The organism is Halopiger thermotolerans, assembly GCF_054654555.1.
This window is the reverse complement of the sequence record NZ_BAAIEU010000004.1, coordinates 1695362-1715516: the sequence shown is the minus strand read 5'-3', so window position 1 is coordinate 1715516 and position 20155 is coordinate 1695362. Positions and strand designations below refer to the sequence as shown.

General features: G+C 68.1%; 26 protein-coding genes and 2 tRNA genes. 9 read left to right on the top strand and 19 right to left on the bottom strand.

Annotation, left to right across the window (positions count from 1 at the left end; genetic code table 11):
• The first annotated feature begins 217 nt into the window (after window positions 1-217).
• The 3 genes from ACYQ26_RS16400 to ACYQ26_RS16390 all read left to right on the top strand — a co-directional run bounded on the left by ACYQ26_RS16400 (window position 218) and on the right by ACYQ26_RS16390 (window position 1520).
• Window positions 218-748 carry a TSUP family transporter gene (locus ACYQ26_RS16400; protein WP_459809957.1) on the top strand — a complete coding sequence of 177 codons (531 nt, stop codon included), beginning with the start codon at window positions 218-220 and terminating at the stop codon, window positions 746-748.
• Window positions 739-972, top strand: a complete 234-nt coding sequence (locus tag ACYQ26_RS16395; RefSeq protein WP_459809956.1) for a hypothetical protein — start codon at window positions 739-741, stop codon at window positions 970-972. The genes ACYQ26_RS16400 and ACYQ26_RS16395 overlap by 10 nt, the downstream gene beginning before the upstream one ends.
• A gap of 62 nt (window positions 973-1034) precedes the next feature.
• On the top strand, window positions 1035-1520 hold the full coding sequence (locus tag ACYQ26_RS16390; protein WP_459809955.1) for a TspO/MBR family protein: 486 nt from the start codon (window positions 1035-1037) through the stop codon (window positions 1518-1520).
• Window positions 1521-1578: 58 nt separating this feature from the next.
• On the opposite strand, the gene idsA3 is transcribed toward ACYQ26_RS16390, so the two are convergent.
• The 4 genes from idsA3 to mvk all read right to left on the bottom strand — a co-directional run bounded on the left by idsA3 (window position 1579) and on the right by mvk (window position 6077).
• Window positions 1579-2673: a geranylfarnesyl diphosphate synthase gene (gene idsA3 / locus ACYQ26_RS16385; RefSeq protein WP_459809954.1), complete on the bottom strand. Its 1095-nt coding sequence runs from the start codon at window positions 2671-2673 to the stop codon at window positions 1579-1581.
• A gap of 11 nt (window positions 2674-2684) precedes the next feature.
• A complete protein-coding gene (locus ACYQ26_RS16380) occupies window positions 2685-4037 on the bottom strand; it encodes an RNase J family beta-CASP ribonuclease (RefSeq protein WP_459809953.1) in 1353 nt (450 codons plus the stop codon).
• Between the two features lie 283 nt (window positions 4038-4320).
• Complete coding sequence (locus tag ACYQ26_RS16375) at window positions 4321-5094, bottom strand: isopentenyl phosphate kinase (protein ID WP_459809952.1); 774 nt, start codon at window positions 5092-5094, stop codon at window positions 4321-4323.
• Entirely contained in the window at window positions 5091-6077 is a 987-nt protein-coding gene (gene mvk / locus ACYQ26_RS16370; RefSeq protein WP_459809951.1) for a mevalonate kinase, read from the bottom strand. Before mvk ends, ACYQ26_RS16375 begins: the two co-directional genes overlap by 4 nt.
• 186 nt (window positions 6078-6263) lie before the next feature.
• Here mvk and ACYQ26_RS16365 point away from each other — a divergent pair, with 186 nt between their 5' ends.
• Entirely contained in the window at window positions 6264-7187 is a 924-nt protein-coding gene (locus ACYQ26_RS16365) for a thiamine-phosphate synthase family protein (RefSeq protein ID WP_459809950.1), read from the top strand.
• 36 nt (window positions 7188-7223) lie between these two features.
• On the opposite strand, the gene ACYQ26_RS16360 is transcribed toward ACYQ26_RS16365, so the two are convergent.
• The 14 genes from ACYQ26_RS16360 to ACYQ26_RS16295 all read right to left on the bottom strand — a co-directional run bounded on the left by ACYQ26_RS16360 (window position 7224) and on the right by ACYQ26_RS16295 (window position 14036).
• Window positions 7224-7349 (bottom strand): hypothetical protein, encoded by a 126-nt coding sequence (locus tag ACYQ26_RS16360; RefSeq protein ID WP_459809949.1) that lies wholly within the window; start codon window positions 7347-7349, stop codon window positions 7224-7226.
• Window positions 7350-7611: 262 nt separating this feature from the next.
• Window positions 7612-8439: a 30S ribosomal protein S2 gene (gene rpsB / locus ACYQ26_RS16355; RefSeq protein WP_459809948.1), complete on the bottom strand. Its 828-nt coding sequence runs from the start codon at window positions 8437-8439 to the stop codon at window positions 7612-7614.
• Window positions 8436-9647: a phosphopyruvate hydratase gene (gene eno, locus ACYQ26_RS16350; RefSeq protein WP_459809947.1), complete on the bottom strand. Its 1212-nt coding sequence runs from the start codon at window positions 9645-9647 to the stop codon at window positions 8436-8438. The genes rpsB and eno overlap by 4 nt, the downstream gene beginning before the upstream one ends.
• Before the next feature lie 4 nt (window positions 9648-9651).
• On the bottom strand, window positions 9652-9831 hold the full coding sequence (locus ACYQ26_RS16345) for a DNA-directed RNA polymerase subunit K (RefSeq protein ID WP_013878277.1): 180 nt from the start codon (window positions 9829-9831) through the stop codon (window positions 9652-9654).
• Between the two features lie 15 nt (window positions 9832-9846).
• A complete protein-coding gene (locus ACYQ26_RS16340) occupies window positions 9847-10041 on the bottom strand; it encodes a DNA-directed RNA polymerase subunit N (RefSeq protein ID WP_007143648.1) in 195 nt (64 codons plus the stop codon).
• Window positions 10042-10053: 12 nt separating this feature from the next.
• The gene (locus ACYQ26_RS16335; protein WP_013878279.1) at window positions 10054-10452 is read right to left on the bottom strand and encodes a 30S ribosomal protein S9; all 399 of its coding nucleotides are present in this window, start codon (window positions 10450-10452) and stop codon (window positions 10054-10056) included.
• Window positions 10446-10895 carry a 50S ribosomal protein L13 gene (locus ACYQ26_RS16330; RefSeq protein ID WP_120244273.1) on the bottom strand — a complete coding sequence of 150 codons (450 nt, stop codon included), beginning with the start codon at window positions 10893-10895 and terminating at the stop codon, window positions 10446-10448. The genes ACYQ26_RS16335 and ACYQ26_RS16330 overlap by 7 nt, the downstream gene beginning before the upstream one ends.
• Complete coding sequence (locus ACYQ26_RS16325) at window positions 10892-11245, bottom strand: 50S ribosomal protein L18e (RefSeq protein ID WP_459809946.1); 354 nt, start codon at window positions 11243-11245, stop codon at window positions 10892-10894. The genes ACYQ26_RS16330 and ACYQ26_RS16325 overlap by 4 nt, the downstream gene beginning before the upstream one ends.
• A 194-nt stretch (window positions 11246-11439) precedes the next feature.
• A tRNA-Leu gene (locus ACYQ26_RS16320) sits at window positions 11440-11524 on the bottom strand.
• Between the two features lie 173 nt (window positions 11525-11697).
• The gene (locus ACYQ26_RS16315; RefSeq protein ID WP_459809945.1) at window positions 11698-12447 is read right to left on the bottom strand and encodes a DNA-directed RNA polymerase subunit D; all 750 of its coding nucleotides are present in this window, start codon (window positions 12445-12447) and stop codon (window positions 11698-11700) included.
• A gap of 3 nt (window positions 12448-12450) precedes the next feature.
• Complete coding sequence (locus ACYQ26_RS16310; RefSeq protein ID WP_005579703.1) at window positions 12451-12840, bottom strand: 30S ribosomal protein S11; 390 nt, start codon at window positions 12838-12840, stop codon at window positions 12451-12453.
• A 1-nt stretch (window position 12841) separates the two neighbouring features.
• Window positions 12842-13363 carry a 30S ribosomal protein S4 gene (locus tag ACYQ26_RS16305; protein ID WP_459809944.1) on the bottom strand — a complete coding sequence of 174 codons (522 nt, stop codon included), beginning with the start codon at window positions 13361-13363 and terminating at the stop codon, window positions 12842-12844.
• Window positions 13363-13881: a 30S ribosomal protein S13 gene (locus ACYQ26_RS16300; RefSeq protein ID WP_459809943.1), complete on the bottom strand. Its 519-nt coding sequence runs from the start codon at window positions 13879-13881 to the stop codon at window positions 13363-13365. Before ACYQ26_RS16300 ends, ACYQ26_RS16305 begins: the two co-directional genes overlap by 1 nt.
• A 72-nt stretch (window positions 13882-13953) precedes the next feature.
• Window positions 13954-14036, bottom strand: a tRNA-Ser gene (locus ACYQ26_RS16295).
• A 256-nt stretch (window positions 14037-14292) separates the two neighbouring features.
• On the opposite strand from ACYQ26_RS16295, the gene ACYQ26_RS16290 reads away from it, so the two are divergent.
• Genes ACYQ26_RS16290 through ACYQ26_RS16280 form a run of 3 tightly spaced genes read left to right on the top strand, consistent with a single transcriptional unit; the run spans window position 14293 to window position 17911 of the window.
• A complete protein-coding gene (locus tag ACYQ26_RS16290; RefSeq protein ID WP_459809942.1) occupies window positions 14293-15273 on the top strand; it encodes a DUF4129 domain-containing protein in 981 nt (326 codons plus the stop codon).
• Window positions 15270-17255, top strand: coding sequence for a DUF7269 family protein (locus ACYQ26_RS16285; protein ID WP_459809941.1), 1986 nt, complete (start codon window positions 15270-15272; stop codon window positions 17253-17255). The genes ACYQ26_RS16290 and ACYQ26_RS16285 overlap by 4 nt, the downstream gene beginning before the upstream one ends.
• Window positions 17252-17911: a DUF7519 family protein gene (locus ACYQ26_RS16280; RefSeq protein ID WP_459809940.1), complete on the top strand. Its 660-nt coding sequence runs from the start codon at window positions 17252-17254 to the stop codon at window positions 17909-17911. The genes ACYQ26_RS16285 and ACYQ26_RS16280 overlap by 4 nt, the downstream gene beginning before the upstream one ends.
• Window positions 17912-17954: 43 nt before the next feature.
• Here the strand turns inward: ACYQ26_RS16280 and moaA are convergent, their stop codons facing one another.
• Window positions 17955-18989 (bottom strand): GTP 3',8-cyclase MoaA, encoded by a 1035-nt coding sequence (gene moaA, locus ACYQ26_RS16275; RefSeq protein ID WP_459809939.1) that lies wholly within the window; start codon window positions 18987-18989, stop codon window positions 17955-17957.
• Between the two features lie 182 nt (window positions 18990-19171).
• Between moaA and ACYQ26_RS16270 the strand changes: the two genes are divergently transcribed.
• Together ACYQ26_RS16270 and ACYQ26_RS16265 are read left to right on the top strand one after the other, a co-directional pair.
• Window positions 19172-19840 (top strand): helix-turn-helix domain-containing protein, encoded by a 669-nt coding sequence (locus ACYQ26_RS16270; RefSeq protein ID WP_459809938.1) that lies wholly within the window; start codon window positions 19172-19174, stop codon window positions 19838-19840.
• Between the two features lie 89 nt (window positions 19841-19929).
• Window positions 19930-20154, top strand: coding sequence for a hypothetical protein (locus ACYQ26_RS16265; protein WP_459809937.1), 225 nt, complete (start codon window positions 19930-19932; stop codon window positions 20152-20154).
• The last annotated feature ends 1 nt before the right edge of the window (window position 20155 follow it).

The following is a 20155-nucleotide window of genomic DNA, read 5'->3' as shown; positions in this document are numbered from 1 at the left end:
AGCTGATGACTAACCATAAGACAAGCATAGCGAGGCCGCGGTCGGGGAAGTGGTTGCGCCCGGAAGAATCAACCCGTCCGTCACGCTCGAGTCGACGCCGCCGCGGTGCCGCGTCGCCGGCACGGCGCTCCGAGTCCGCGCGACGGTCGCCGGACTCGGACGCCGCAAGGGACGTAGCTAACCGGCCGGATCGACTATCCTCTCCGAGATCCGACTCGTGGTCGTCGCCACCGAAACCCTGGTCGCCCTCCTCCTGTTGGCCTTCCTCGGCGGGGTGATCGTCGCTACGATCGGGCCCGGCGGCATCCTCATCGTCACCGGCCTCTACCTGCTGACGTCGCTCTCGAGCGCGGAAGTCGCAGGCACCTCGAGCGCGATCTTCGCCGTCGGGGCGACCTTCGGGAGCCTCGTGTACGCCCGCTCGGGCGAGATCGACTGGCCGATCGCGGGCGCCGTCAGCGCGGCGGCCGCCGCCGGCACGTGGATCGGGGTGCGGGCCAACGCCGCCCTCTCGCGGACGGCGTACGGCGTCGTCCTCGCCGCGTTGCTGGCGTCGGTCGGCGGGAACATCGTCTACCGGGAGTATCGCGGCCTCGAGCCGCGCGTCGAACTCGGCCGGGGGCGAACGGATCTCGCCGCGTTCGCCGCCATCGGGCTCGCGATCGGCGTCTTCGGCGGCCTGCTGGGGATCGGCGGTGCGGCGCTGTCGCCCCGGCGCTCGTGCTGGTCGGCGTACCGATGCTCGTGACGATCGCGGTCACCCAGATCGTCGTCGTCTCCACCGCACTGTTTACGTCGCTCAACTACCTGCTCCGCGACGCGGTCGTCCCCGCCCTGTTCGTCCCGATCACGGTCGCGTACCTCGGCGGCGTGGCGCTCGGCTGGTGGCTCGCCCACCGCATCGACGCCGACCGGCTGAAGTTCGCGCTCGGCGTCGCGCTGATCGGGCTGGCGGGTTCGCTGCTCATCTGAGCGCTCGCGGCGTTCGTCCTGCGGGGGCAATTACTACCTGTCTTCCCGGTGAATGGGTACCTATGTACGCCCGGCTCCGCGCCCTCGAGCGACGCGATCTCCTGTTCGCGCTCGCGGCGATCCTCGGCGTCAATCTGTTGGGAGCGTCGCCGTCGTTCGTCGTCGGCGCCGACACGAGCTGGATCGACCGGCCGTGGTTCTTCCCGCCGGAAATCGCCTTTCCGATCGTCTGGACGCTGCTCTTTACCCTGATGGGAATCGCACTCGCGCTCGTCTATCGCCGGGGCACGCACCGGCGGGCGGTCAGAGTCGCGCTCGGCGCGTTCGCGGTGCAGTTCGCGTTGAACCTCGCGTGGACGCCGGTCTTCTTCGGGTGGCAGCGGCCCGATCTCGGGCTCGTCGTGATCGGCGCCCTCTGGATCGCCATCGTCGGCACGATCGTCGCGTTCGATCGCGTCGATCGGCTCGCGGCCGCGTTACTGGTCCCGTATCTCGCCTGGGTGTCGTTCGCAGCGGTCCTCAACTACGCGATCTACGCGGCGGGCTGACGACGCGCCGCTCGCAGGTGGTCGACAGCGAAATAAAGACGAAAACCGGGACGCGGACTCAGTAGCCGCGCTCGATCAGGTAATCCGCGATGTCGAACAGCAACTCGCGGGCCTCGTTGTCCGGCAGCACCTCGAGTCGCTCCTTCCCCTGAGCGACCAGGTCGCGGGCCTTCTCGTTTGCGTAGCCGATCGAGCCCGCCGCCTCGAGTTCGGCGACGGCGTCGTCGATCTCGGCCTCGGTGACGGCGTCGACGTCGTCGGTGTCGACGAGCGAGTCGACGTCGACGCCCTGCTCGCGGGCGTGGACCGTGATCAGCGTCTGCTTGTTCTCGACGAGGTCGCTGCCACGTTGCTTGCCGAGCTTCTCGCTCGGCACGGTCAGATCAAGCACGTCGTCCTGAATCTGGAACGCGCGACCGATGTCGAGCCCGTAGCCGTACAGCGCGTCGATCGTCTCGTCGTCGGCGCCCAGCAGGACGGCGGGCAGACACGCCGACGCGGCGTAGAGCACGGCCGTCTTCTGCTCGACCATCTCGAGGTACTCGTCGGGCGTGACGTCGTCGCGCTCCTCGAAGGTGACGTCCAGCGACTGCCCCTCGCAGATCTTCGTGCAGGTCGTCGCGAGGATGTCCAGCGCCTCGACCGAGCGGTCGGGCGCGGCGCCGGTCTCGAGCATGATCTCGAAGGCCTTCGAGTAGAGCGTATCGCCCGCGAGGATCGCCGTCTCGAGGTCGTACTCCCGGTGGACGGCGGGGACGCCCCGGCGGAGGTCGTCGTCGTCCATGATGTCGTCGTGGATCAGCGTGAACGACTGGATGACCTCGACGCTGACGGCGGCGTCCATGAGGTCGATCGTCTCGGGGCCCGCGGGACCGTCGGAACTCGAGGCGCCCGCATCGCCGGCGCCATGCAGCGTCGGGAACTCGCGGTAGTCGGCCGTCAGCGGCTCGACGTCGACCAGCGACTCGCCGGCCGTCAACAGGACGGTCGGGCGGAGCCGCTTGCCGCCCGCGTCCAGCAGGTACCGGGACGCCTCGTAGAGCCGCTCCGGTTTCTGAATCGGCAACTCCTCGGGAATCGCGTCGTTGACGCGTTCGCGGCGCTTCCGAACCGCCTCGAGCACCGCCTCCTCTCGTGCCTCGGGGGTCGTCATGGCGATCAGTATCAGTCCACGAGCTGGATGAGGTTGCCGTTGCGCGTGACGTGGAGGTCACGGCCCATCTTGTACCCCTCGCTCTCGCAGAGGTTGACGTAGCTCGAGAAGCCGCTCATGTCCTGGTGAGCCGGGATGACGTTCTGGGGCTGCAAGGCGTCTAGCATCTCGTAGTGGCCCTCCTGATTGAGGTGGCCGGAGACGTGGATGTCGTCGTAGACGCGGGCGCCCTGCATGCCGAGCAGTTTCTCGGCCTGGTAGCGCTGCCCCTCGTTGGTCGGCTCCGGAATGACGCGGGCGGAGAAGACGACCTTGTCGCCGTCGTCCAGTTCGTACGGCGTCTCGCCGCGGGCCATCCGGGTGAGCATCGCGCGGGGCTCGCCCTGGTGGCCGGTGACGATCGGCAGGAAGTTCTCCTTGCCCTCGTTCATGATCCGCTTGAAGGTGCGGTCGACGGACTTGCGGTGGCCGAACATCCCGAGGTCGGTCGGGAAGTCGACGAAGTCCAGCCGCTCGGCGGTGCCGGAGTACTTCTCCATCGAGCGACCGAGCAGGACGGGCTGGCGCCCGATGTCGTCGGCGAACTCGACGAGCGATTTGACGCGGGCGATGTGCGAGGAGAACGTCGTCGCGACGATGCCGCCGTCGTAGTCCTCGACGCTGTAGAGGACGTCCCGCAGGTGCTCGCGGGCGACCCGCTCGGAGGGCGTGCGGCCCTTCTTGTTCGCGTTGGTACAGTCCTCGATGTAACAGAGAACGCCGTTGCCCTCGCGACCGATCTCGCGGAACCGCTCCATGTCGATCGGGTCGCCGATGACCGGCGTGTGGTCCATGCGCTTGTCCAGCCCGTAGACGACGGCGCCCTCGGGCGTGTGCAGGACCGGGTTGATCGCGTCGATGATCGAGTGGGTGACGTTGACGAACTCGAGGTCGACCTTGCCGGAGTCGCCGATCGACATCGTCTCGCCGGCCTCCATCTTGATCAGGTCGTTCTCGACGCCGAACTTCTGCTCGCCCTCGATCTGCTGCTTGACGAGTTCGATCGTGAACGGCGTCGCGACGACCGGTGCGTTGTACCGGTGAGCCAGCTTACTGATGGCGCCGATGTGGTCGAGGTGGCCGTGCGTGGGCACGATCGCCTGCACGTCGCCCTCGAGGTCGCTCATGATCCGATCGTCGGGGATCGCCCCCATGTCGATCAGATCGAGACTGTGCATCCGTTCGGTTTCGACGTTGTCGTGGATCAGGACCTGCGAGAGGTTCAGACCCATGTCGAAGATGACAACGTCGTCCCCGGCGCGGACGGCAGTCATCTGCCGTCCGACTTCTTCGTAGCCGCCAATGGTTGCGATTTCGATTTCCATGGTCGTTGTACTGAAAGCCGCGTTGGACTCTCATCGAAACGGTCCGCGGACTAGTGGTTGCGCGGCCCCGGCGTCTTGCAGCGCGTCGGCCATCCCGCTATGCGTTCGGACGGCGAATCCGCCGTTGCCCACAACCGTGAGCCCCGAACGCACTTGCCCGCGGGTCTCGGTATGTACCCTTACACGCCGGGGTGTTAAAAACACCGCGGGTTGATCCCGTCCGTTGTGCGAGGTGAAAAACGACGTTCTCGGCTCGCCTCGAGTCCGCCCGGTTCCCGTCGAGCTACGACGATTCGGACTCGATCGTCGTCCCCGGCCGCTCGCCCGCGAGGAACGCCGAAACGTCCTCGAGGCCGAAGATCGACGACGGCGCCTCGAGCTCGAGCAGCGTCCGTACTTTGCCGGCCATGCCGCCGGTCACGTCGGTCGCGTCGCTCGCGCCGAGGACGGCTTCGACGTCCTCGAACGACGAGATTCGATCGATCACTTCGTCCTCCGCGTCTAGCACGCCGGGCACCGTCGAACAGAGGCCGACTCGATCGGCCTCGAGGTCGCGGGCCAGCGCGGCGACGAGTTCGTCGCCGCTGACGACGGTCGCGCCCTCGCCGGCGTGGGCGACGAGGTCGCCGTGGAGGACGGGGACGAACCCCTCCGCGAGCATCGTCTCGATTTGGCTGGTCGGCAGCGCGAGCGCGCCGTCGGCGTCGCGGTGGGCCGTCGAGAACGGATGGACGGGGACTGCGTTCACGTCCCGCTCGAGGAGCCGCTGGAGGACGAACTGGTTCAGCGTCTTCATCGCGCCGTGGACGTCGATGACGGCCTCGGCGTCGCGCGTTCCCTCTGCGGTCGTCACCCCGTGTTCGCTGGCGTTGTGGTGGCCGAAGCTGCCGCCGCCGTGGACGATGACGAGGTCCGCAGCCTCGTCACTGTCACCGCCACCGCGTCCCTCGAGCGCCCCGCCGATCGCGTCCGCCGCCCGCTCGAGCGCCTCGCCGTCGAGGGTTTCCGGTCGCTCCTTGTCGGTGATCGCGCTCCCGCCGAGTTTCAGGACGATCATTCGAGTCGCTTCACCCCCGTCTCCGCGAGTTCGGCGCGGAAGGCGTCCTCGCAGCCCGGCGTAAAGGAGAGGGCCGTCTCGGTTTCGGGCGTCGGATCGAGCGCGACGATGCAGCCGCCCCCGCCGGCGCCCGTCAGCTTCGCGCCGTAGGCGTCGGCGTCCCGGGCCGCCCAGACCATCGTGTCAAGCGAGCGCGAGGAAACGCCCAGTGCCGACAGCAGCCCGTGGTTGAAGTTCATCAGTCGGCCCAGTTCCTCGAGGTCGCCGTCGGCCAGCGCTTCCTCGCCGCGGCGGACGATATCGCCGATGGCTTCGACGGTGTCGGCAGCGAAGTCGTACTCCTCGCGCAGATTCCGCACGCCCGCGACGAGCTGGCCGGTGTCGCCTGCGCCGCCGTCGAAACCGATCACGATCGGCAGGTCGGGGGCCTCGATCGAGCGGCAGTCGTCCCCCTCGACCCGGACCGCGCCGCCGGTCGCCGAGCAGAAGGTGTCGGCGCGGGAGGCCTGCCCGTCCTGGACCTCGTGTTCGGTGCGGTACGCGCGGTCGGCGATCTCGTCGACCTCGAGGGTGACGCCGAGTTCCCGCGCCGCGGCGTCGATGGCCGCGACGACGACCGCCGCCGACGAGCCGAGTCCCGCGCCGAGCGGGATGTCGCTCTCGATGGTCACGTCGAAGCCGACGTCGTCCGCGCCGGTGGCGTCGCGGACCTGCGCGATCGCCTCGTCGACGTACCCCATCGCCGCGCTGATCAGCGACTCCGAGACGTCGACGTCCGGTCGATCGTCCGTCGAGCCGCCGTACTCGACGGTAAACCCGTCCAGGCTCAGGTCCTCCGCGTGAACGCGCAGTTTGCTGTCCGCCCGCTGCTCGACGTCCACCCGCGCCCGTCGCTCGATTGCGCAGGGAACGGCGGGCTCGCCGTACACGACCGCGTGCTCCCCGAACAAGTAGACTTTCCCGGGAGCGCTCGAGACTGCCATATCCGAGCGTTCGGACGACGACGCTTAATAGCTATCTTCTCGCGGACGGCGGCGTGCAGCAGGTGGGATGATCGACGGCGGACGACGGACAGCAGACGGCGGACAGCAGACGACGGCCGGCAGACGGCGGGTAGTACGGCGATCGGAGCATTCACACTTAAGCCGGCGTCGCTCGAACGCGAGCGTATGTCGCTCGTCCTGCCGAGCGAACTCGTCGTCGACCGCTTTCTTCCCACCGTGCGGGCGATGCTCGCGACCGAACTCGCCGACCGCGGCATGACCCAACGGGAGATCGCCGCCGAACTCGGCGTCACCCAGGCCGCCGTCAGCAAGTACGTCAGCGGCGAGAGCGGGGGCGACGACCGCTTCCGGGACGACCCCGAGACCGTCGCGACCGTCGAGCGCATCGCCGACGGCCTCGCCGGCGGCGATATGGACGGCTACGACGCGCTGGCCGAACTCCTCTCGCTGATCCGCAGCCTCGAGGATCGGGGGCCGATCTGCGAACTTCACGAGGAGGAGATGCCCGAACTCCGCGGGCTGGGCTGTGACCTCTGCGTCCGCGGGCTCGACCCCGACGTGCGGGCCGAGCGGGACGTCCTGGCGAACGTCCGGACGGCCGCGCGGACGATCGCATCCATCCAGAGGATGGCCAGATACGTCCCGAACGTCGGCACCAACGTCGGAATGGCGCTGCCCGAGGCCGACGACGTGACCGACGTCGCCGCCGTTCCCGGCCGGATCTACGCGATGGGCGGTCGAATCGAAATCCCCGCGAACCCCGAGTTCGGAGCCTCGAAACACGTCGCGACGGCCGTCCTCGCGGCCGCCGATATCGACTCGGCGGTCCGCGGCGCGATCAACATCGCGACCGACGACGCGCTCCTCGAGGCCGCCCGCGAGCGCGGAATCGAGCCCCTCGAGTTCGACGCCGACTACGAGGATCGGGGCGAACACCTCCGCGATCGGTTCGCGGAGCGGGGCGCAGTGCCGCGCGTGGCCTACCACCGGGGCGCGTTCGGCATCGAACCGGCGACGTACGTCTTCGGAGCGACGGCCGTTGATGCCGCCGAGCGAGTCAAACGGCTGCTCGAGACGGCGTCTGCGTAGGAAGAAGGTCGAGACGGGCCGGTGACGGAGCGGCCGTTATAGCAGCGTCAGCAGCACTCGGAGCGGAATCCCGAGCGCGAACAGCGCGATCAGTCCGATCGTCGCGAGGACGACCGGCGCGGGGAGTTTCTCCTTTTCGAAGTCGAACAGTAGGGAGTCCATATCCGCCCTTCGAACGGTCCCGAGGTAATTCCTTCGCTCGCGACTCGTCGCGTTTCGGTTGCCGTCGCCGTTCGTCAGCCGCCCGTCGAACCCGGTGGTTTAGGGTTGGCCGTCGGCGGCCGCCGCTCGAGGGACTCGAACGGCTAACGACCGACAACGACCGAGACAGCGCTCGAGAACGTCGTGCTCGACGCTGTCGGCGTGAAGAACGGCGGAAAACGAACAGCGCAATTCGAGTCGCCGGTTCGAAATTGAAACCGCGTTAGACGGAGCTCTCGAAGTCCTCGAGCGCGTAGGACGGCTCGGCGCCGCGGCGGTCGAGGACCTCGTTGGCGAGCAGCCAGTAGACGACCGAGAGGGCCTTGCGACCCTTGTTGTTGGTCGGGACGACCAGGTCGACGTTGCTGACCTGGTTGTTCGAGTCGCACATCGCGATGACCGGAATGCCCACCGTGATGGCCTCCTTGACGGCCTGGGCGTCACCGATCGGGTCCGTGACGACGACGACGTCGGGTTCGATGTAGCCGTCGTACTTGGGGTTCGTGAGGGTGCCCGGGATGAACCGACCCGTGCGCGCTCGAGCGCCGACCGCTTCGGCGAACTTCTCGGCCGGGAAGCGACCGTACTGGCGGCTCGAGGTGACCAGAATCTGCTCGGGGTCGTAGTTGGCGAGGAAGTCCGCGGCCGTGCGGATGCGCTGGTCGGTCTTGGAGACGTCCAGCACGTAGAGGCCGTCGGTGCGGACGCGGTGGATGAACCGCTCCATGTCCGCGGTCTTCTGCTGGGTCCCGATGTGGACGCCGGCGCCGAGGTAGTCCTCGACGGGGATCAGCAGGTCCGCCTCCTCGTCGGACATCACGTCGTCGTCGAGGGAGGGACCGGCGTCTTCCTCCGTCTCGGCCTCGTCGGCCTCGGCGTCTGCGGTCGGTTCTGCGTCGGCGTCGGCCTCGTCGGCCTCGGCGTCCGCGGACTGTTCGTCTACTGGCTCGACGTCCTCCTCGGCGGCGGGGCCAGCCCCTTCGGCTGGCTCCTCGTCGATTTCCTCCTCGGCGGCGTCGAGCCCTTCTTGGGTCGTGTCGTTGTCTGTCATGTCGCGTCGTCTGCGATTCGAATGAGCTCGTTGAGCTTTGCGGTTCGCTCGCCGCCGACGGCACCGGTCTTGATGAACGGTGCGTCGGTCGCGACGGCGAGGTGTGCGATCGTCGTGTCCTCGGTCTCGCCCGAGCGGTGGGAGATGACCGAGTCGTAGCCGTTCTGCGTGGCGAGTTCGATCGCGTCGAAGGCGTCGGTCAGCGTCCCGATCTGGTTGGGCTTGATCAGGATGCTGTTTGCCGCGCCGCGATCGATTCCGTCGACGAGCCGGTCGGTGTTCGTGACGAACAGGTCGTCGCCACAGATCAGCGTCTGGTCGCCGACCTCGTCGGTGAGCTCGGCGAACGCGTCGTAGTCGTCCTCGTCGAGCGGATCCTCGACGTAGACGAGATCGTACTCGTCGACCAGCTCCGCGATGTACTCGATCTGTTCCTCGGTGTCGCGGCTGACGCCGGCGGACTCGTACTCGTAGGTTTCCGAGTCGGCGTCGTACATCTCGGCGGCCGCGACGTCGAGGCCGAAGCCGATGTTGAACCCGACTTCGTCCTGCACCGTCGACACCGCCTCGTCGACGATCTCGAACGCCTCGCTGTCGTCGATCGAGGGCGCCCACGCGCCCTCGTCGCCCTTGCCGGAGGGGTGACCGCGCTCCTCGAGCAGATCGGCGACTTCGGCGTGGACGGCCGCGTTCGCGAAGACGGCGTCCTCGACGCTCGGCGCGCCGACGGGCGCCGCGAGGAACTCCTGAATGTCGGTCGCGTCGGCGGCGTGTTCGCCGCCGCCGACGACGTTACCGAGCGGCGTCGGGAAGTTCTCCCCGCGGAACGTGCCGCCGAGATGCTGGAACAGCGGTGCGCCGAGCACGTCGGCACCGGCCTTCGCGGCGGCCATCGAGATGGCGACCGCGCTGTTGGCGCCGATCTCGGAGAAGTCGTCCGTGCCGTCGGCGGCGCGGAGGATCGAGTCGACCTCGCGCTGATTGCCGGCGTAGGCCTCCCCGACGAGTCGGGGGACGGCGTGTTCGCGGGCCGCGGCGATCGCCTCGGTCGGCGGTCGCTCGACGGCTTCGTACTCGCCAGTGCTGGCACCGCTCGGTGCTGCTGCGCGGCCGAAGCCGCCGCTCTCGGTGACGACGTCGGCTTCGACGGTCGGGTTGCCGCGCGAATCGAGGATCCGTCGGAGTCGAATGTCTGTGATCAGCGTCATGTGCTCACTCGTTCCCCCGTTTGACGGTAAAGGGCAACACGCCGGCGTCGTACTCTTCGGCGGCGATCAGGATCGGCTGCGTCTGATCCGTCTCGATCAGCACGGGCGCCCCGTAGGACACCTGCAGCGCTCGAGCGCCGAGGATCCGCGCCTTCTCGTAGCGGTTGTGTCGTTGCTGTTGCATAGGTTGGCTGGTGCGTTACTGGTAGGGGGAGACGACGTCGACGAGGTCGGTGTGACTGACGAGCATCCGCCGACAGCAGTAGCGGTCGACGCCGAGGTCGTCGAGGACCTCTTGGGGGTCCTCGTCGCCCTCGTTGGCTCGCTCGTCGAACTCCTCCCAGTGTTCGCCGACGACGTTGCCACAGGTGAAACACCGGACCGGTACCATCATGAGTGGATCACCTCAGCGGTAGGACTTCTGGTAGCGCGCCCGAGCGCCCGGGCCGCCCCACTTCTTCGGTTCGGACTGGCGAACGTCGTTGACCAGCAGCGAGCGGTCGAACTCCATGAACGCGTCCCGGAGCTCGGCGTCGTTGGTGTGCTGGACGATGCCGCGCGCGATGGCGGTGCGGACGGCGTCGGCCTGACCGCTGATGCCGCCACCCTCGACGCGGACGTCGATGTCCATCTCGCTTCGTAGGTCCTCACCGGCGATGCGGAACGGCTCGAGCATCTTGAGCCGGGACATCTCCGGCTCGACCAGCTCGACCGGCTTGGAGTTGATTCGCACGCGACCCTCTCCGTCGCGCACGGTGGCGCGAGCGACGGCCGTCTTTTTCTTGCCACTCGTGTTGGTTACCATGTGACGTTAGCACCCAGTTGGTCTGCGACTTCGCCCAGGTGGACGAAGCGGATGTTCGAAAGTCGATCCAGCGACGTCCCCTCGAGGATCTGGGCGTCCTGCTCGTCTTCGTAGGGGTTGCCCACGTAGACGCGGACGTTTTCGAACGCCTCGCGACCGCGCGGCTTCTTGTACGGCAGCATGCCCCGGATGGACCGCTTGAAGATCGTGTCTGGTCGCTTCGGGTAGTAGGGGCCGCTGTCGGAGCCGAGCTGGAGTCGCTTGCGGTAGGTCTGGAAGATGTCTTCCTTGTCGCCGGTGATGACCGCGTCCTCGGCGTTGACAACCGCGACGCGCTCGCCGTCGAGCGCGCGCTGGGCGACCTCGCTGGCGACGCGGCCGAGAATGCAGTCTCGGGCGTCGACGACGACGTCGGCGTCGAAGTCGGAGATGTTCACACTCATGCGATCACCCGCACGTCGGATCCTTCGGGGTTCTCTTCGAGCAGTTGCTCGAGCTGTACGGTCTCGCCGACCTGTTCGATCTTCGTCTCGGCCGACGAACTGAAGTCGACGGCCGCGACGGTGACCGACTTCTGCAGTGCGCCCGAACCCAGCACTTTGCCGGGAACGACGACGGTCTCTTCTTCGCGTGCGTACCGCTCGATGCGGCCCAGGTTCACCTCAGCGTGGGTGCGCCGGGGCTTCTCGAGTCGGTCCGCGATATCTCGCCAGACGTCGGCGTCCGTCTCGCGGGACGTCGACTTCAGCTCGGCGATAAGATCGTTGAGCCTCGGATTCGTTTTGCTACTCATTGGTATCCTCCAAATAACTGCGAGCGGTTGCGACGTGTCGTGTGGCAACCGCGACTGTAGTGTAGTGATCGTGACTGCAATACCGACGACCGACGGCTCGAGCGCCGCGTCCGCGGGATCGAAGCCGACCCCGAACGGTCGCAACGCTCGTCGGTCGCGTGGTACCGATGTGAGAGAAACGGAAGTGGGATTGATGCAGGGAGCAGGATTTGAACCTGCGGACTCCTACGAGACAGCGCCCTGAACGCTGCGCCGTTGGCCTGACTTGGCTATCCCTGCTCGCACTTCCGTGTACCCGTCGCCCCTTCAAACCCCTTTCGATTCCATCGAGCGAGGACGCCGCCGTACCGGCCTCGCGGCTCACGGCGCCGGTGCGGACGCTGGCCTCCTCGTGCAGACACGCAGACACGTTCATGTTCACGTCGGGTCGGGGGCGTCGGGTCATCTCTATGCTATAGCTGTACCGCTTCTTCGAGTTCGGTCGCGCGCGACTCGAGCGTCTCGGCGGCTCGGGTCACGAGCTCCTCGACACTGAACGAGCCGTCCGTCTCCACGTGGAAGACGAAGGCGTTGGGCACGTCCTCGACCGACACCCGCTTGTCGGGGTAGCGGTTCGAGAGGTCGTGGTCGAACTCGCTCGAAGGAACGAGTTCGCCGTCGTCCTCGATGACGCCGCGGACGATCTGGGCTTCGGACTCCTCGAACTCCGGCAGGTCGTCTTCGACGACGACCCGCTGGAGGTGTCGGTAGCCCACCGCGACGCCGCCCTGATGCTTGGCGTGGTCCTTCCCGCGATCGAGTACGGCGTCGGCCTCGGCCTCGAGCCGCTGGCCGTCCTTGAGTTCGATGATCGGGATGTTCTCGTCCGCGGGCTGGACGAGGTCGTCGCTGGACTCGAGATCGCCGGAGTAGGCGGTTGCAGGCCCCTCGACGTCGATCGAGAGCGTGACGGTGGCGTCCTCGCCGAACTCGTCTTCCGGCGGGGTCGTCAGCGGGACGAGCCCGAGCCGCAAGGCGAGTTGCTCGTCGAACATCACCGACGAGTTCTCGACGAAGCGAACGGTGTCGATCGCCATCGTCGGCACGTCGGCGAGCATCGCGCGGCGGATGCCGTTGGCGAACGCCGGCGTCACGCCGCGGACGAGGAACCGCGCCTCGCGGTCGTCGCGTTCGACGAACTCGACGTCGTACTCTTCGCTCATGGTCTAGTAGCCGCCCTTGCCTTTGGGTGCGCGCGATCCGTCGTGCGGGATCGGCGTGACGTCCTCGATGCGTCCGATCTCGATGCCCGAGCGGGCGAGCGCGCGGATCGTCGCCTGCGCGCCGGGACCGGGGGACTTCTGGAGGTTGCCGCCGGGGCCACGGACTCGCACGTGGAGTCCGGTGATGCCCGCGGCCTTGACCTCCTCGGCGACGGACTCGGCCATCTGCATGGCCGCGTACGGCGACGCCTCGTCGCGGTTCTGCTTGACCGCCGTCCCGCCGGAGGACTTGGCGATCGTCTCCGCGCCGGTCAGGTCCGTCACGGTCATGATCGTGTTGTTGAACGATGCGTGCACGTGGGCGATCCCCCACTTTTCGTCGTCCTGACTCATGTTATTGACCCTCCGCTCGTTCGGGGTGGAGTTCGTCCGCAAGCGGGCTGTTCTCGTCGAACTCGACGAGGTCCTCCTCGTCGACGTCGACGACGTAGGACGGGACCCGGTGGCGCTGTCCGTCGACCACGATGTGGCCGTGCGTGATGAACTGCCGGGCCTGCTGGGTGGTGTTCGCGAGTCCCTTCCGGTAGACGACCGTCTGGAGCCGGCGCTCGAGGATGTCTTCGACCTCGAGCGACAGAACGGCGCCGAGCTCGTCGGCTTCGTCGAGGATGCCGACGCGCTTGAGCCGGCCGAGGAACTCGTCGGCGCGGCGCTGGACGGTTTCGTCGCCCTGGGCCTGGCCGAGCAGGTCGCGGGCCTCGCGCCGGTAGGAGCGAAGCTCGGACTGGGCTCGCCAGAGCTCTTCCTTGTTCTTGAGCCCGTAGCGGTCGACGAGGGAGTGTTCGTTGGCGATGCGCTCACCCTGGTAGGGGTGGTTCGGGGTTTCGTAGTTCTTGGTGTCAGTCCCGAGCGGCATTATTCACCACCTTCCTCCTCGCCGCCTTCTTCGGCTTCCTCGCGGATCTCTTCGACGTTGACCCCGATAGTGCCCTCCGTACGACCGGTGGACTTGGTTCGCTGACCGCGAACCTTCTGGCCGCGCTTGTGGCGCACGCCCTTGTAGGAGTCGATCATCTTCATCCGGTTGATGTCGTGCTGGCGGGTCAGCTCGAGATCGTTGCCGATCTCGTGGGTCGTTTCGCCGGTGTAGAAGTCCTCCGGCCGGTTGTTGAGCCAGTCGGGAACTTCGTCGGCGTAGTTCTCTACGAGTTCGACGACCTCGTCGATGACGTCGTCGTCGAGCCGACCGAACGTCGCCGTTCGGTCGACGCCCGCCTCCTGGGCGATGATCCGGGCGGTCCGGTGACCGATCCCGTTCATCTCCGTCAGCGAGCGCTCGACGGACTTCGTCCCGTCGAGGTCGGTCTGACCGATGCGGACGAAGTACTGAAGGTCTTCGTCCTCCTCTTGTTCTTGGGGTTCTTCCGCGCTCATATGTTGGGTATGTGTGTCTGGTCTGCGTGCGGTGCAAACGACTGACGGAAAACGTCAGTCCGGTAAGTCCGACGTCGTGGCGGGGATTCGAACCCCGGAGGCTTGACGCCACATGGTTAGCAACCATGCGCCTTGGGCCGCTTGGCTACCACGACACCGTGTGCTATCATCGCCCTCTCGGACTCGGGGATTGCTCCCCTACACGTATCGCACCAGAACGTACCCCCGTCTTGTACTTAAGCGCAACGAATGATACCAGCGGGTGGCCGACGGTACCACACGCGTCCGACGCCGCCTCGCTCGATCTCGATCGCTCGGACTCGAGCCGACACGACCGCTGAACGGGGTTCGGACGAGCGCCTGGCCGAGGATTTAACTTATTAGTGAAGCGGGATAACGTGGTGTCAATACGTGTCAACGAATCCACGTCTCGTTCGACTCCTCGCCGCGGTCAGCGCGATCGCCGCGATCGCGCTCGCGGCCGCGACCATCGAGAACCCGCTCGAGACCGGGGGCACCGGCAGCGGCGTCGGGCCCGGAGAAGGCGGCGGCGTCGGTCGACAGCCGGGGCCCGGCCGGCCGATTGCTGGCGATCCACCGGCGTTTCTCGAGTACCTCGTATACGCGCTGGTGATCCTCGTCGCGGTCGGGCTCGTCTGGTACCTGCTCGCGCACCATCGGGACGCCGTCAAGACGATCGCGGCCGTCCTGGCCGTCCTCCTCGTCGGCGCCCTCTTGTTTACGGTTCTGTTTCAGGGATTCTCGCCCGCCGGTCCGCAGCCGGTAGAGCAGCCGGCAGCGAACGGAACGGGCGGCGGCGGTGATCTCGGCTCCGGCGAGGGCGAGAGCGACTCCTTCTCGACTGGCCCGCTGTTGTTCGTCCTCGCGGTCGTCACCGCGATCTTCGTCGGCGGGCTCTTCGCGAGCCGGCGGGGCGGCGGTTCGGGGACGGGGGCGCCGCCCGTCGTCCGCGAGGACGAGGCCGACGACCCCGCATCGGACGCCGCCGCCGTCGGCAGCGCGGCGGGTCGTGCGGCCGATCGGATCGACGACGCCGGGAGCGACGTCGACAACGAGATCTACCGCGCCTGGAGGGAGATGACCGACCGCCTCGAGGTCGATCGGCCGGACTCGAGCACGCCGCGGGAGTTCGCCGCCGCCGCGGTCGAGGCGGGGATCGACCGCGAGCACGTCGACGAACTCACGGGCCTGTTCGAGGCGGTGCGGTACGGCGACGTCGAGACGACGCCGGAGATGGAGGCGCGCGCGGTCGACGTCTTACGGCGGATCGAAGACGAGTACGCGACCGGGGACGAGCGGAACGAGCGACTGGACGGCGGGCCGGTCGGCACCGAGGGACCGAGACGGGGACACGGGGGTGACGACCGATGACGTCTGTCACCGGCCGCACGCTCGCGCTCGCGGTCGGCGTGCTGTCGTTCGTCGGCGCCGTCGCCGTCAGCGCCGGCGTCGTCGACGTTCCGCTGGACGGACGGGTCGTCCTGGTCGTCGGTCTCCTCGCGACGGGGGCCGGGATCGTCGCCGCGTTCCGCCGACGCGGCGTGCGCCGCCAGGCCGACACCCCGACCCCGGAGCGTCGGACCCCGGTACCCGCACCCGGAGCGACGGTCTCCGACGCGATCGACGAGTTCAGGACGATGACCGCGGAGTACGCCGCCGGTAGCCGACGGATCGCCGGCGGCCTCCGCCTCGCGGCGATCGCCGCGCTCACCCGGTTCGAGGGGTACTCCGAGGAGGAGGCGGCCGAGCGGATAGACGACGGCACCTGGACGAGCGATTCGACGGCGGCCGCCTTTCTCTCGGAGAGCGGGGGGACGTCCGCCTCGCTCGCCGATTGGCTGCCCCGCCTGCTGCGGCGCGGTCGCGACGCGTCGTTCCGGGCGGGCGTCCGCCACGCCGTCGCCGCCATCGCCGCGACCGGCTACGGCGACGAGAACGCGGCCGACTCGAGGCCGCTGCCCGCCTACGAGGACGAGCGACTCGACCGGTCCGACGGCGACTCGCGGACGGCCGCCAAGTCGGTGTCCGGCATCGAATCGACCGCCGCGCGGTTGACGAACTACTGGACCGGGATCGGTGTCGTCGCACTGTTCGCCGTCGGCATCGGCGCGCTCGCGGAGTCGCCCGGCGTCGTGCTCGCCGGCGTCGTCGGCGTCGGCTACGCGGGCTTCGCGCGCACGTTCGAACCGCCGGAGCTGGACCTGTCGATCGCGCGCGAACTGAGCGACGACGATCCAGAACCGGGCGACGAGATCGACGTCACCGTCACGATCACCAACGAGAGCGGCCGGTTCGTCCCCGACCTCCGGCTCGTCGACGGCGTGCCGCCGGGACTTGCCGTCGTCGACGGTTCGAACCGTCTCGGCACCGCGTTGCGACCCCGCGAGTCGGTCGCGCTCGAGTACACGGTTGCCGTCCGGCGGGGGACCCACGAGTTCGACCCCGCGCTTGCGATCGTGCGCGACCTCTCACGCTCGCGGGAGCGGGAGTTCCTCGTCGGCGGCGAGACGACCGTCGTCTGCGAGCCGACGCTGCGGCCGATCGAGGCGCCGGTGCCGCTGCGGGCCACCGCGGCGTCGTTCGCCGGGCAGCTGACGACCGCCGAGGGCGGCGCCGGGACGACGTTCTACTCGGTGCGGGAGTACCGCGCCGGCGACCCGCTCTCGCGGATCGACTGGAACCGCCGCGCGAAGACCGGCGAACTCGCGACCCTCGAGTTCCACGAGGAGCGGGCGGCCCGCGTGGTCGTGCTCATCGACGCGCGGAAGGCGGCGTTTCTCGCGCCCGAGCCCGACGGCGCCCACGCCGTCGACCGGTCTGTCGCCGCCGCGGGGCGGATCGCCGCCTCGCTGCTGGCCCACGGCGACACCGTGGGGCTCGCGGCGCTCGGGCCGATCGGTCGCGAGGCGGCGGCGGGCGCGACGACCGACGCCGACCCCTGCTGGCTCGCGCCGGCGTCGGGGCGCCACCACGAGATCCGCTTTCAGGACCTGCTCGCGACGCACCCGCAGTTCGACTCGACGCCGCCGCGCTCGGAGAGCCGGTGGCTGCCCCAACTGCGGACGATCCGCCGCCGGCTCTCGGCGGAGACTCAGATCGTCCTGCTGACGCCGCTTTGCGACGCCGGCGCCGTCACGATCGCGCGGCGACTCGAGTCGCGGGACCACCCCGTGACGGTCGTCAGTCCGGATCCGACGGCCGACCGGACGGCGGGCCAGCAGCTTTCGGCGGTCGCCCGCCGCGTCCGGCGGTTCGACCTCCAGCGGATCGGGATTCCGGTGATCGACTGGCCGGCCGACGAGACGATCGACGACGTCTTCGCGCGCCACGCACGCGCTGGTGGTCGCGCATGAGCGGCGCGAGCGGCGCATCGATGGCGGGTGAGGCGAGCGATAGCAACGCCGGCCGCGACCGCGCACGCGGCGACGACCCCGAAACCGAAGACGCGGACAGTGCCAGCGTCGACGTTACCCGCAAACCGACCCGCGTCGCGGGCATCGCCGCCGGCCTGGCCGCGCTCGTCGCCGCGTTCGCCGGCGGCGTCGGCGCGACCGCCGGCCTCGCGTTCGGCGTCCTCGGTGCGGGCGTCCTCGGGGCCGCGCTCGTCGTCGGCCACCGGACGGCGGCCGACGTGGGCGGGGCCGCACTCTTCTTCGGCGTCGTCGCCGGCGGCCTCGAGGGCGCCCCCGTCGCCGCGACCGTCGCGGGCACGATCGCGACCGTGCTGGCGTGGGACTTCGCCCACACCGCGATCGACGTCGGGGAGCAACTGGGACGCGAAGCGCGGACGATCCGCCTCGAAGCGGTCGCGATCGGTTCGAGTCTGCTGGTCGGGCTGGTGACGGGGACGATCGGCTACGCGGTGTACGTCGCCGGCGCGGGTGGCCAGCCGGTCGCGGCGGTCGTCCTGTCGCTGGTCGCGGCGCTGCTCGTAACGGTCGGCCTCGGAACCGGCCGCGAGCGATCGGGGACGCAGCGCTCGGGGCGTTCGGGGCGTTCGCGACGGTGACTCGAGCGGAGAATGAGCGGTGAGAACGGCGGAGAAAGAGCGGTCAGGCCTGCGCGTACTCCTCGATGTACTCGTCGTTGACCACCCACTCGCCGTCGTCGTTTTTGACCATGTACTCGCCGTAGTAGGGAACGCGGTTCGCGACGACCTCGCGGAAGGCCTCGCGAATCTCGGGTTTGGTCATCTCGCCCATCGACTTGAGATCGTCGTTGCGGTTGAGACAGCCCTTCAGGTAGCCCTCGTGAGTGACGCGGACCCGGTGGCAGTTCGCACAGAACGTGGGGTTCTCGACGGGGTCGACGATCTCGACCATGCCGAGTTCCGATCGGTCCGCGGAGTCCAGTGCGACATCGCCAGCGTCCTCGTCGTCGACCGCTCCCTCGGCGATCCAGTACCGGCGCCGGTCGTGCATTTCCCGGTGTTCGACCTCGACGGCCCGCTCCGCGAGCCAGTCGTGGACCCGCTCGATGTCGATGTTCCACTCCGGCTTGCCCGTCAGTTCGGGCATGTACTCGATGAGCTGGAGCTGGAGCCCGTCGTGTTTCGCGACGTGGTCGACCATCTCGGGCACGTAGCCCGCCGTGTGCTTGAAGACGACCATGTTGAGCTTGACCGGGTCCAGTCCGGCCTCGAGCGCGGCGTCAACCCCTTCGAGCACCTTCTCGTAGGCGCCGCTTTTCGTAATCTCGGCGAAATCGGCGGGATCGAGCGCGTCCTGCGAGACGTTGACCCGCTCGAGGCCGGCGTCGACGAGATCCTCGGCGCGGCCCGGCAGGAACGTGCCGTTGGTCGTCAGCGAGACCTCCATCTGGTCGGGCGTGCGCGCGATAATCTCTTCTAAATCCTGGCGGAGCATCGGCTCGCCGCCAGTGAACTTGACCGCGTCGACGTCGAACTCGGCGGCCACCTCGAGGAACCGGACGACGTCGTCGGTGTCCATCTCGTCGTCCTGCGGATCCATCGGCCCCCGCGTGTCGCCCAGCCCCTCGTTGTGACAGTAGACGCAGTCGAAGTTGCACCGATCGGTAAGGGAGACGCGGACGCCAGTGACCTCGCGTCCGAACTCGTCGGTGAGCATGTGACGCAATTGCAGTCGTATCCGCTTAAACTCGCCGGGTATTTCCGGCTCCCGTAACCGATTTCAGTTTCGTGTCGCGGCCGCTCCGGGCGCCCGTCCAGTTATCTCACCATACTGTTCAATTTACCAACACGGTCGCCCCGGGTACAGCACTCTTGAGGGAGGACGTGGTTGACGATCCCATGGGTACGATTGCCAAGATCGCCGTCCCCGCCGAGGAGTTCGCGCTGCGCCACACCCTCGAGGAGAGCGGCGACGTCGATGTCGAGATCGAGCGCGTCGTCGCGTACGATCCGGACCACGTCATGCCCTACGTCTGGTTTTCCGGCGACGAGTCGACGCTCTCGGCCGTCGACCGGCGCCTCGAGGCCGACCCGAGCGTCGAGGCGTTCGAACTGCTGACCGACCTCGACGACGAGCGGCTCTACCGGCTGAACTGGGTCGACGACGTGACCGTGATGATCCACCTGCTGACCGAGGAGATGGCGACGGTGCTGGACGCGTGGGTCGAGGGCACGCAGTGGCAGTTTCGGGTGCTCTTTCCGGAACGCAAGTCGCTGTCGAACGTCTACGAGTTCGCGACCGAACAGGGGATGTCCATCGACGTCCAGAAGATCCACCGGGTCGAGGAGGACCGACACAACCGGTACGACCTGACCGACGCGCAGTACGAGACGCTGGTCGCGGCCCTCGAGCGTGGCTACTACGAGATCCCTCGCGAGATGGACATGGAGCACCTCTCAGACGAGCTTGGCGTCTCCCATCAGGCGCTGTCAGAGCGGCTCCGGCGGGCCCACCGGACGCTCGTCGAGGAGGTCGTCAGCCTCGGGCCGGAACGGGAGGGCGCGTGACGCGTCGCTGTCGTCACATCGATACGGCGGATCGCGGGTCGGGCGCGGGCGGCGGAAGACCTACCCCGCTCACGGACGAACGGGAACGCATGGACGAGGACATGCTCGCGGACCAGCGCCGACTCGTCGAACTCATCGAGAACGAGGGCTGGGACGTCACCGACCTCGAGATTTCGGCCTACGACAGCCCGTGGGCCGACGAGGACGACCCCGAAGCGACGGTGACGATCACGGCGCGGAAACCGTACGAGACCGACGAAAGCGGCGAGGGCGGAACGGATGAAGACGACGAGAATCCGTTCCGCCTGAAGTAGC

What these genes read in the sequence shown, in the direction of transcription:
- ACYQ26_RS16395 (WP_459809956.1), top strand. Translation starts at nt 739, where the DNA reads ATGCTCGTGACGATCGCGGTCACCCAGATCGTCGTCGTCTCCACCGCA.
- ACYQ26_RS16390 (WP_459809955.1), top strand. Translation starts at nt 1,035, where the DNA reads ATGTACGCCCGGCTCCGCGCCCTCGAGCGACGCGATCTCCTGTTCGCG.
- idsA3 (WP_459809954.1), bottom strand. Translation starts at nt 2,673, where the DNA reads ATGACGACCCCCGAGGCACGAGAGGAGGCGGTGCTCGAGGCGGTTCGG.
- ACYQ26_RS16380 (WP_459809953.1), bottom strand. Translation starts at nt 4,037, where the DNA reads ATGGAAATCGAAATCGCAACCATTGGCGGCTACGAAGAAGTCGGACGG.
- ACYQ26_RS16375 (WP_459809952.1), bottom strand. Translation starts at nt 5,094, where the DNA reads ATGATCGTCCTGAAACTCGGCGGGAGCGCGATCACCGACAAGGAGCGA.
- mvk (WP_459809951.1), bottom strand. Translation starts at nt 6,077, where the DNA reads ATGGCAGTCTCGAGCGCTCCCGGGAAAGTCTACTTGTTCGGGGAGCAC.
- ACYQ26_RS16365 (WP_459809950.1), top strand. Translation starts at nt 6,264, where the DNA reads ATGTCGCTCGTCCTGCCGAGCGAACTCGTCGTCGACCGCTTTCTTCCC.
- ACYQ26_RS16360 (WP_459809949.1), bottom strand. Translation starts at nt 7,349, where the DNA reads ATGGACTCCCTACTGTTCGACTTCGAAAAGGAGAAACTCCCCGCGCCG.
- rpsB (WP_459809948.1), bottom strand. Translation starts at nt 8,439, where the DNA reads ATGACAGACAACGACACGACCCAAGAAGGGCTCGACGCCGCCGAGGAG.
- eno (WP_459809947.1), bottom strand. Translation starts at nt 9,647, where the DNA reads ATGACGCTGATCACAGACATTCGACTCCGACGGATCCTCGATTCGCGC.
- ACYQ26_RS16345 (WP_013878277.1), bottom strand. Translation starts at nt 9,831, where the DNA reads ATGCAACAGCAACGACACAACCGCTACGAGAAGGCGCGGATCCTCGGC.
- ACYQ26_RS16340 (WP_007143648.1), bottom strand. Translation starts at nt 10,041, where the DNA reads ATGATGGTACCGGTCCGGTGTTTCACCTGTGGCAACGTCGTCGGCGAA.
- ACYQ26_RS16335 (WP_013878279.1), bottom strand. Translation starts at nt 10,452, where the DNA reads ATGGTAACCAACACGAGTGGCAAGAAAAAGACGGCCGTCGCTCGCGCC.
- ACYQ26_RS16330 (WP_120244273.1), bottom strand. Translation starts at nt 10,895, where the DNA reads ATGAGTGTGAACATCTCCGACTTCGACGCCGACGTCGTCGTCGACGCC.
- ACYQ26_RS16325 (WP_459809946.1), bottom strand. Translation starts at nt 11,245, where the DNA reads ATGAGTAGCAAAACGAATCCGAGGCTCAACGATCTTATCGCCGAGCTG.
- ACYQ26_RS16315 (WP_459809945.1), bottom strand. Translation starts at nt 12,447, where the DNA reads ATGAGCGAAGAGTACGACGTCGAGTTCGTCGAACGCGACGACCGCGAG.
- ACYQ26_RS16310 (WP_005579703.1), bottom strand. Translation starts at nt 12,840, where the DNA reads ATGAGTCAGGACGACGAAAAGTGGGGGATCGCCCACGTGCACGCATCG.
- ACYQ26_RS16305 (WP_459809944.1), bottom strand. Translation starts at nt 13,363, where the DNA reads ATGCCGCTCGGGACTGACACCAAGAACTACGAAACCCCGAACCACCCC.
- ACYQ26_RS16300 (WP_459809943.1), bottom strand. Translation starts at nt 13,881, where the DNA reads ATGAGCGCGGAAGAACCCCAAGAACAAGAGGAGGACGAAGACCTTCAG.
- ACYQ26_RS16285 (WP_459809941.1), top strand. Translation starts at nt 15,270, where the DNA reads ATGACGTCTGTCACCGGCCGCACGCTCGCGCTCGCGGTCGGCGTGCTG.
- ACYQ26_RS16280 (WP_459809940.1), top strand. Translation starts at nt 17,252, where the DNA reads ATGAGCGGCGCGAGCGGCGCATCGATGGCGGGTGAGGCGAGCGATAGC.
- moaA (WP_459809939.1), bottom strand. Translation starts at nt 18,989, where the DNA reads ATGCTCACCGACGAGTTCGGACGCGAGGTCACTGGCGTCCGCGTCTCC.
- ACYQ26_RS16270 (WP_459809938.1), top strand. Translation starts at nt 19,172, where the DNA reads ATGGGTACGATTGCCAAGATCGCCGTCCCCGCCGAGGAGTTCGCGCTG.
- ACYQ26_RS16265 (WP_459809937.1), top strand. Translation starts at nt 19,930, where the DNA reads ATGGACGAGGACATGCTCGCGGACCAGCGCCGACTCGTCGAACTCATC.